The organism is Chamaesiphon sp. OTE_8_metabat_110 (assembly GCF_031382685.1).
Lineage (GTDB): Bacteria > Cyanobacteriota > Cyanobacteriia > Cyanobacteriales > Chamaesiphonaceae > Chamaesiphon.
This window is the reverse complement of the sequence record NZ_JANMZA010000669.1, coordinates 1-9,185: the sequence shown is the minus strand read 5'-3', so window position 1 is coordinate 9,185 and position 9,185 is coordinate 1. Positions and strand designations below refer to the sequence as shown.

At 44.7% G+C, this 9,185-nt stretch carries 13 protein-coding genes; 6 read left to right on the top strand and 7 right to left on the bottom strand.

The features are described from left to right. Nucleotides 1–215: 215 nt before the first annotated feature. The 5 genes from RMO52_RS24215 to RMO52_RS24195 form a co-directional block, all read right to left on the bottom strand. Entirely contained in the window at nt 216–863 is a 648-nt protein-coding gene (locus tag RMO52_RS24215; RefSeq protein ID WP_310419497.1) for a class I SAM-dependent methyltransferase, read from the bottom strand. A 181-nt stretch (nt 864–1,044) separates the two neighbouring features. Further along, the gene (locus tag RMO52_RS24210; RefSeq protein WP_309742731.1) at nt 1,045–1,428 is read right to left on the bottom strand and encodes a hypothetical protein; all 384 of its coding nucleotides are present in this window, start codon (nt 1,426–1,428) and stop codon (nt 1,045–1,047) included. Between the two features lie 395 nt (nt 1,429–1,823). Then, nucleotides 1,824–2,834: a UDP-glucose 4-epimerase GalE gene (galE, locus tag RMO52_RS24205; RefSeq protein WP_309742733.1), complete on the bottom strand. Its 1,011-nt coding sequence runs from the start codon at nt 2,832–2,834 to the stop codon at nt 1,824–1,826. Nucleotides 2,835–3,056: 222 nt separating this feature from the next. Further along, nucleotides 3,057–3,308: a hypothetical protein gene (locus RMO52_RS24200; protein ID WP_310419494.1), complete on the bottom strand. Its 252-nt coding sequence runs from the start codon at nt 3,306–3,308 to the stop codon at nt 3,057–3,059. Next, nucleotides 3,299–3,757 carry a hypothetical protein gene (locus tag RMO52_RS24195; protein WP_310419489.1) on the bottom strand — a complete coding sequence of 153 codons (459 nt, stop codon included), beginning with the start codon at nt 3,755–3,757 and terminating at the stop codon, nt 3,299–3,301. Before RMO52_RS24195 ends, RMO52_RS24200 begins: the two co-directional genes overlap by 10 nt. A gap of 429 nt (nt 3,758–4,186) precedes the next feature. On the opposite strand from RMO52_RS24195, the gene RMO52_RS24190 reads away from it, so the two are divergent. From RMO52_RS24190 to RMO52_RS24170, 5 genes are all read left to right on the top strand, one after another. Next, entirely contained in the window at nt 4,187–4,816 is a 630-nt protein-coding gene (locus tag RMO52_RS24190; protein ID WP_309738182.1) for a phycobiliprotein lyase, read from the top strand. A gap of 43 nt (nt 4,817–4,859) precedes the next feature. Then, nucleotides 4,860–5,018: a hypothetical protein gene (locus RMO52_RS24185; protein ID WP_310419485.1), complete on the top strand. Its 159-nt coding sequence runs from the start codon at nt 4,860–4,862 to the stop codon at nt 5,016–5,018. A 168-nt stretch (nt 5,019–5,186) separates the two neighbouring features. Continuing rightward, entirely contained in the window at nt 5,187–6,983 is a 1,797-nt protein-coding gene (locus tag RMO52_RS24180; RefSeq protein WP_310419482.1) for an HlyD family efflux transporter periplasmic adaptor subunit, read from the top strand. A gap of 320 nt (nt 6,984–7,303) precedes the next feature. Next, a complete protein-coding gene (locus RMO52_RS24175; RefSeq protein ID WP_309742883.1) occupies nt 7,304–7,549 on the top strand; it encodes a hypothetical protein in 246 nt (81 codons plus the stop codon). Between the two features lie 28 nt (nt 7,550–7,577). After that, nucleotides 7,578–8,282 carry a pentapeptide repeat-containing protein gene (locus RMO52_RS24170; protein ID WP_310419479.1) on the top strand — a complete coding sequence of 235 codons (705 nt, stop codon included), beginning with the start codon at nt 7,578–7,580 and terminating at the stop codon, nt 8,280–8,282. Between the two features lie 27 nt (nt 8,283–8,309). On the opposite strand, the gene RMO52_RS24165 is transcribed toward RMO52_RS24170, so the two are convergent. Continuing rightward, nucleotides 8,310–8,627 carry a Txe/YoeB family addiction module toxin gene (locus RMO52_RS24165; protein WP_310419475.1) on the bottom strand — a complete coding sequence of 106 codons (318 nt, stop codon included), beginning with the start codon at nt 8,625–8,627 and terminating at the stop codon, nt 8,310–8,312. Then, the gene (locus RMO52_RS24160) at nt 8,605–8,907 is read right to left on the bottom strand and encodes a type II toxin-antitoxin system Phd/YefM family antitoxin (protein WP_310419472.1); all 303 of its coding nucleotides are present in this window, start codon (nt 8,905–8,907) and stop codon (nt 8,605–8,607) included. Before RMO52_RS24160 ends, RMO52_RS24165 begins: the two co-directional genes overlap by 23 nt. A gap of 132 nt (nt 8,908–9,039) precedes the next feature. Between RMO52_RS24160 and RMO52_RS24155 the strand changes: the two genes are divergently transcribed. Then, nucleotides 9,040–9,185, top strand: a 146-nt coding sequence (locus RMO52_RS24155) for a PHP domain-containing protein (RefSeq protein ID WP_310419500.1), incomplete at its 3' end; no start/stop codon positions are given.

The following is a 9,185-nucleotide window of genomic DNA, read 5'->3' as shown; positions in this document are numbered from 1 at the left end:
TGGTGCGTTTCCATGGTCGGGAAACGCACCAAGCAGGGGCTAAAAGCAAAAGTTCGTTGAAACGAACTACTCAATTTGGTATTTCGTTTCAACGAACTTTTGCTTTTAGCCCGTTGGCGACGCCTCTCCGAAGGAGACACTTATAGTTCAGGGCGGTGATTGAGCGGAGCAAATCAGTTTTCCTTATCCCGAACTCATGTTAAACTAGGATTTTTCTAACCAATTTTTTGAGCGATGACTGCATAGAAAGGATCGCCACCACCAGCACCCATCCAGCGCAATAAGTCGGGAACTTGGCTGACTTGGACGACCGTTTCTGGGGTACTAAATCCAGAGACTGAGTTGAAATAACTCTTGACTAATTCGACTCGATCGATTTCGCTGCCATCGCGCCAAGCCGCGATCGCTTTGTTATAAAACATCCGATTGGAAAAGCTGAAGATTGCAAGTCCGTTAGGCTTGAGAACTCGATATACTTCCGCAAAAATTGCTTCGGGATACTGAAGATATTGAACGGAAACAGTATTTAACACTGCGTCAAAACTCGCATCTGCTAATGGCAATTTGAGATCTTGGTTGAGATTTTGAACGAAGTACTTATCGAATCGCGGATTCTTAGCTAATTCCTTTTCATTTAAACCATGTCCTTGGATGAATTCAAATTTCAGCTCGCTGGGTAAATGCGATACCCAACTACTCATCATGTCAAAGATCCGCGTGTTTGGCTGGAGCCGTTCGCGGTAGAGAGTCGTCAATCGATCGATGAATCCTTCATCGACGTGGGTAACAAATCGCGGCGTATTATAGAATTCGCGATCGTTACCACCATCTAATTTTTGACGTTGTATAGAGTTTAATAACATGAGCAAAGAAAAGGTGGTAGGGGACAGGGATTATGGGTGTAAAAAACTTACCCGATCCTCTATTATTTTCTAGAACTCGATGCCAAGATCGTTAATGTACAGTCGGAAACGATCTTGATGTTCAAAAGTGGTGTTGTCAGGTAGCATTGACTTCACACCACCACCAAGGAAGCAACTAGTTCTAGAACTTAATGCCAACTTGACCGTTAATTCCCCGAATAGAATGATAGCCAAGTCCATAAAAGGTATTACCAGGTGGAGTGAAGTGAACGCCACCAGAATAAGCGACACCTTTGTCACCATAAATACCTAATCCAGCATAAGGAGAGACAATCGGGAAGCCAAAGAACTTGAGCACGTCAACTCCTGTAGTGCCTTCAGATGTGGCAATCTCGGCACCGAGATCGAACACCTTCACACCAGCACCATAGCTAACAGTGCCATTTTTGCTACCGACTGTTACCCACGGTTCGGGCACTAGCTGGGCTGAAGCTGGCATCATTTGAGTCGATTCGAGCGCGACAATCGCTGCGAACATCGAACCACAGATTTTCTTAAACTGCATCGGTAATATTCCTTTAGTTCTAATCGGATAAAACGGTAAAGATCCAAACAATTTAATACTTTCGCTCTGTTTGGTCGATATGCTCAGTGACGCCAGCTAGCTGAGATTGTTTCACCTAGCTGGTGTCAAAGCAATTAGCTCGTTGGCGGAGCCTCTCGGAACGAGAATCGTGCTCAGTTCTGATTTAACCATAGCAAATTAATCAAGTTAGGGTATTCCTGTGCTTCCACCACAGTTATTTAACCTAAGTTGCTACCGTATAGAATGCCTGCGACTCAAGTCGCGGCTAATGCTGCAAAGTCCGCCTACGCGGACTAATAAATTAGTCCGCGTAGGCGGACTTTGTATTACGAGCAGCGGTTTCTAACCGCTGAGGTTATAGGTAGCGACTTGGGTTATTTAACTAACTCTCCGACGGGTACACTCGCAATTAACTTCTTTTCCCAGGCTAGGGCACTACGCACGATCGTTTCGAGATCGTTGAAGCGTGGTTTCCAGCCCAGCGTCTGACCGATTTGAGCGGCGGCGGCAATTACGCAAGCAGGATCGCCTTCGCGGCGTGGGGCTTCAATGACTTGGAAATCTACACCCGAAATCTCTTTGACTGTTTCGATGACTTGACGGACGCTGTAACCTTGTCCGTAACCGCAATTTAAAATCTGACTGGGTTGCTGAGGGACATTGAGATACGCCAGTGCATCGACATGAGCGCGGGCGAGATCGTCTACGTGAATATAGTCGCGGATGCCCGTACCGTCAGGAGTGTCAAAATCAGTCCCAAAGATGCTCATGTGCGGACGTTGACCTAAAGCAGCATCACAAGCGACTTTGATGAGGTGAGTGGCTTTTTTGCCCGATTGTCCGAGCTTACCACTCATCTGGGCACCAGCAACATTGAAGTACCGTAAAATGACATAGCGCAGATCGGATGCCAGCGCATAGTCGCGGATTAAGCGTTCGCTCATCAGTTTAGAACTGCCGTAAGGATTGAGCGGTTCGGGTAATGTGGCTTCGGTAATCGGGTTGACTTTGGGTTGTCCGTAGACTGCCGCAGTACTAGAAAATATCAGTTTATTGACGCCAAATCGATCGCAGCAGTGGAGCAAATTGAGGGTATTTGCGGTATTGTTGCTGTAATAATCCAGTGGTTTGATGACAGATTCTGGCACAGAAATACTGGCAGCAAAATGTAAGACCGCATCAAAGTTATAATTAGCAAATACTTGACTCAATTGTTGTCGATCGGCTAAATCGCCCAGGACGAGTGTCCCATAGGTCAATGCACTGCTAGCACCTGTAGATAAATTGTCATATACCACAATCTCATATCCAGCATCACCCAATTGGGCGATCGTGTGGGAGCCAATATAACCAGCCCCACCAGTCACTAAGATTTGTTTGTTCATCTGGTTATAGTTGTATACACTATAGATTATAGTAGTTAGTAATTATGCCGATCCCAATTTTCACATATTTGGCGATTTGACCATGAAAATGCGATCGAATCTAGCAATTCGATAACTATCGGCAATAACTAAGATTGGCGATTCTCTCTCATGAGAAGCTACGCCAACGCTTTGGGTCATATTGCCAAGGTTACTACAACTATTTATTCCATACAAGTAAAATCAGTATATGACGCAATCTGCATCCGCATAATTTGTGACTAGCGCATCTGCCACATCGCCGATCGAGTGACGCTCGAATCGATTGATGCCCTTGATGGGGGCGTTGGTATCAGGCAGATGTAGAGATGTAAAGACGCCAATACCGACAGAGCCAGTTTCTAAATCGATCGTCATTTCACTACAGGGAGTCGCCATCGATCGGTAATTGTACCGATCCGTCAGCTCGCCAGTGCAATTAACAACTACTTCCACCGCCTGGCGAGCAACTGTTCTTCTAGAGCTGCAATCCGGTTGTAGGCAGCAGTCAATTGAGCTGTGAGGCGCTGGATTTGAATTTGTGGCGCTAGATCCTGCTCTTTGATTTGGTGTTGGCTGATTTCGACACCGCTACTATCGATGAGTACATCTTGCTGGGCGATAACCCACTCCGATGTATCGTGCCGATAATTGGCACCACTGGGCAGATCGGCATAGCCATTGCGGCGGTAGTTAGGGTGTGCGGATAACCGCCGCATATCGCTGCTAGCGGGTTGTGACTCCTCGCGGTTGAGTGGGTGCCTAATCGATGTTTCTTCCCCACTGACATGCGGCTCGGTCGGCTCGAACTGCTGATTCAGTCGATCGATAATCTGATAGACTCGATCGACCTTGCGGGTCAAGGTACTAATCTGTTGCTGGATTGATTCCATTTCATACCTCATAGTAATTTCCCTCGATCTTAGAGAGTAAATCTGGATTTGTTAACTTATTGCTGAATTATTTAACTTTTCATAAGAATTGCAATCTTAATTATTAATTAATGATATAGAGGTAATTTAACTCCCATCAGTAAATAGCAACTATTATTTGACTACTATTTAATTAAACTCGATCGCGATCGGCATCATCCTTTGATGTCACGCAGCAACCTATTAGACCTCCTGCGAAAGTAAAAACAAAATCTTCGCTAGTATTTTTTTCGTCTATTATTCCCCCTAAAGCCTAAAGCCTAAAGCCTGACTTTCGCAGCAAACTACGGTTTAAATCGCTAGTAGATAACATAGATTGCTCGATCGAACTCATCGACCTAGGTTAACCTTGCTAAAATAGAGTTCCAGTCGCGCGCAGCAGTATCGCAAAATCGCTAAAAAATGCTAGAAATTGAAGACTTCTTTTCAGCTTGTGTCGGCACATGGAAAACCGAACGAACCTATCATTATGTCCGCCACAATGAAGTAGAGCGATCCTATACTGAATTTAACGTAGCTGGACTAGAATCAGCCGAGAAATATCAGATTTCTTCAGCTTTTCTGCCAGTTGGTAGTATTGGCGCACCGGAGGAGATCGCCCAATTTCCGGGCTTTAGAATTGGCTTTGCTACGGTATCCGAAAAAGGCGAACAAGTTTCGATGAATCTCAAGGCGCTATTCGTCCCTGAGAGCGCAATTGCCGCACCACACCTATTAGCCGTCGATCCTCTCGCGCCAGCTCTACCGCTAGCGGCAAAAATCGCTGAAAGTTCAGAACTAATCCGGGGCTTATATCTGCGGGATGAGGGTTATTCGGAATCAGGTGCAATTACGGGTCGGTTTACCTATCAACCTACCCGCCAAACTTTAGAATTGGTAACATATTATAGTCGATCGGTCGCAGTAGACCAAATTCGCTTGATAAGTGACAAGTCTCGACTGCGGACGATCGTCACTTATCGGCGTCCTCAGCCGGGTGAGGTGCCAACGGAGATCGACTTGGTAGGTTTTGGTTTAGAGCAAAAATCCTAAATTAATTGAGAATTGAGAATTAAAAGATACCAGGGTGAAATTAATGCCCCGTTTGTATCGAATTAACTCTAAGTGGATTGTCATCAACAAGTATGATATTACCAGTACCGAACTCTACGTCCGATCGCCAGCAAGTTGGCATAGCACTACAGAATGTGCTATGATTTTGCAGCACGATCCAGGAAAATATCGCCTTTACTAATTAGGTTTTAGGCGTTAGGCGCAGTGCCGCAAGGCGGGGCTACGCCAACGGCGATACTTTGGCTGTCGCTTAGTACGAGTCGATCGCTGACCACTGCTCACCAGACAGGTTTAACACTTACTACCACAGTTAAATAATTAATTAGCAATTATTAACTATCAATTAATTATGAATAATCCCGATCGCAAATCAGATCTAGCTCTAAGCGGCACTAGTAAAATTGCTAAGCGCAAGATCGAACCCGACAGCTTGCAAAAAGTCGAACGCGGTGGCATCGATACCTACCGGGCACCATCCGAGCAATCGGTAGTCTTTCAACAGTCGCGAGCTTGGTCGCGAGGCATCGTCTGGACGATTTTGGGGATTACGACTGGTTTAATTACCTGGGCGTGTTTGGCACCGCTTGAAGAAGCCATTACCGTCCAGGGGAAGCTCGAACCAACCGACAAAGTTAAAGACGTGCAGGTACCCGTAGGTGGCGTAGTCAAAGAAGTCGCCATTAAAGAAGGCGATAAAGTTACCGCTGGTCAAAAATTATTGAGCCTAGAATCCACCGTTCCCCAAACGACTCTCGCCTCCCTCCAAAAAAATCTCGAATCGATGACAGCGGAAACCCGCTTTTATCAAAGCTTGCTCAGTCAAGGAGTCGGCACTGTTAGTCCGCAAGACCTCGCCAAACTAAATGTGCGCCCGGAAATCCTCGCCCTCACCAAGAGTCGCAGCTCGATCCTCGCCGAAAACCGCCTCTACCGCTCCGAACTCAACGGGACAGACTTAGCCAATCTCGACACCGAACAACGCCAACGACTCCAGTCTAGCCGCGCGGAAACAGCTTCGCGCACTAGTTCCGGACAACTCGAAGTCGGGCAATTTGACAATCAAATGCGCGAAAATCGCGGCAAACAGGCAGGGACACGCGAACTATTAGTTGATTCTCAAGCGGTAATTGCCAATATTGAAGCCAAAACTACCGCCAAACGATCGCAAATTGCCGCCCAAATGGCAGAAAATCGCAATCGCTATCAAGCCGCCCAAAGCCTTACCGCCAGCAATCAGGCAATCCTTAATAGTTTAAAACCAGCAGGCGAAGCGGGCGCGCTGTCGCGAAACCAAGTGCTCAAGCAGGAACAAGAAGTCACCGCCCGCCAAAGTGAAGTCCTCCAACTCAACGACCAATACCGCAAACTCCAACAAGACGAACAAGAATTACTCGCAAATTCCCGCCTCGAAATTCAGAGCCAACAACAACAAATCAAGAAGAATCAACAAGAAATCGCTCAACTCGATCGTGAATACAATCGTCTGACAATGGCAACCAGTCAAAGTCGCGAAAAACTCAAAAATACGGTTGCAGTTTCCCAGAAAGACTTGCTTGCCAAAATTGCCGCTAATGACAAACAAATTGCTGAAATAGATGGGCAATTAAATAAAACCATCGTCGAAATGGATCGTAAAGTTGCCGATATTAATGCCCAAATCAGTCAGGCGAAAATCAATCTCAAATATCAAGATATCGTTGCCCCCGTCAGTGGTACCGTATTTGAACTCAAAGCTGGAACGCCAGGTTTTGTCGCTACTTCGAGCGAACCAATCTTAAAGATTGTCCCTGATAGTATCTTAACTGCCAAAGTGTTCATCACCAATAGAGATATTGGTTTTGTCAAGCCCGGAATGCCTGTCGATGTGCGGATTGACACCTTTAACTTTACGGAGTTTGGTGACGTTAAAGGTCAGGTAGTCTCGATCGGCTCTGACGCGTTACCCGCCGACCAAGCCCACCCCTACGAGCGGTTTCCAGCCATCATCAAGCTCGACAAACAGAGCATGACGATCAAAGGTAAGCCATCGACACTCAAGTCAGGGATGGCGCTAAATGCCAATATCAAATTACGCAATCGCACGGTGATGAGCATCTTTACCGATATGGTAATGAAACAAGAAGATGCACTCAAAACAATCCGCTAACATTGTTAGTATATTATTTACTGATACAGTACGATTGGCAAAAGTAGCATCGCCAATCGTGCTGGTAGTTTTTATTGACAATTGAGGAGTCGATCTGAATCGAGAAATCTAATTCACTAAAGACGACAGTTGGTATGCAAAATATGCAAAGTAACTGTCGTATTACCATAGCAAAGGCGATTAGGCTTCACCTACGTTACACGAACGAGAGAGAAAATGTGACCGAAAAGCAAATTTATTAGTGCATACAGTCCCCTTCGCAGAAAGTAGCTGTTACCAGGAAACAAAGCTAGAATAAAATAATTGGCTACCCGATCTAAATGTCCGATTCCATCCTCGATCCTGTTGAATTAGTAGGGTATCATGGCACCAACATAGAGTCAGCACGACGAATACTCGACACAGGATTTATTTCTAGTCGTAACAATTATGACTGTGCTTGTTTCCAAGAAGGTGAAGAGGTATATCCAAACTCGGCAATCTACAACAAATCCCACATTCAAGTGGCAGTTAGAGATATAAAATCGATAGCTGAATCGATATTATTGACCCAAAAAGATTTTTAAAATATATAGATCTATGCAGGTTAGTTAGATGATAGACCACACTAAAGTTGAAGAAGCGATCGATAATTACTTTAGTAATACTCCAACTGCAAAAATAATCGAAAATCTAGATCGTCATGCTATCGATCGAGATGAAGATCTAGCGCGAGAAAATCTCGATCGTCCATCGATAAATAACGACAAATCGAGATCCGAAAAACTGGTAAAATTTGAAGAAGTATCTTCAGTTTTTCAGGATGCCGCGTTTATTGCTACTTCGCTTGAATCTCAGCAATCTCTCTATTTGTTGCGGAAACAGATTTTAATTAAAGATGTTCTCGAACGACCGATACTTTATCGAAAATTGAGACGTTCTGAACTAAGTCACACCAATCTGAGCCATGCTAATTTGAGATATGCCGATCTAAGTCGTGCCGATCTAAGTCATGCCAATTTGATGTATGCCGATCTAATTTATGCCAATTTAACGTATGCGAACCTATGTGGTACTAATTTGGCTTATGCCAATTTGAGTAGTGCTAGCCTGAGGAATACCATCCTTGTTGGTGCAAATTTAAATAGTGCCGATCTAAGAGATACTAATCTAAGAGAAGCCAATCTCAATGATGCTGACGTCAAAAATACTAAATTTGGATATAACTCAGGCGTTTCTGAATTAATGAAACAAGATTTGATTGCAAGAGGAGCTATTTTCGATCTTCCCTTAGAGGAAGATTATGATTTAAAATTCTAGTTTCTTGCCAACTGCGATCGTAACCAGTTACTCATAGTGATAGCGACAGGCGAAGAAGATAATTTGCTCGTTATTCACTATGTAAATTAATCGATGTTCGAGATCGATGCGGCGCGACCAATAATCCGAATCTAGATACTTTAAAGGTTCCGGCTTGCCAATTCCGGTAAACGGATCTGACATTACGGCTGTTACCATATCTAGGATTTTAGCTGCTTTTTTAGAATCATTTTTATACCACCAACCCAAGTCCTCTTTGAGTTTGGCAGTAAATACCGGACTCGATCGAATAATTTGAACGGGAGTTATTTCTGGCGGTTCTTCAGATTTTTTCTTCTTCGCCATCGACCCCTAACTCTTGGAGTAATTCTTCAATGCTCTGCGCCACTAGTTTACCCGAGCGATATTCATCGATCGAATCGAGTAAGTGACGCGCATTTGCAGGAGAACGGAACAGATAGACGGTTTCGATGAGGCTATTAAGATCTGATTCGGCGATCAAAGCCACATTCTCACCATCGCGGCGATTGATGATACAAACTTGGTGACTCTGAGCGACTCGATCGATCAATTGAAAGAATCCAGCTCTGGCTTCAGTCGGCGAGGTGATTTCGGTAGAGAACATATTTTATGTACGCAATTATGTACATAGTATCAAATTTAATCTCGGTGTAGCCAAATTTCACTAAAATAGTGCTGAAGTACTATTGAAAGGGGTATTATAATAACGCTATCTACCTGCGCTAAATATTGCCCTATGTCTTTCGTTGGTTTGCACATGCACAGTGACTATAGCCTGCTAGACGGAGCTAGTCAGTTGCCGAATTTGGTCGATCGAGCGGTAGATTTGGGGATGCCTGCGATCGCATTGACGGATCATGGTGTGATGTTTGGGGCGATCGA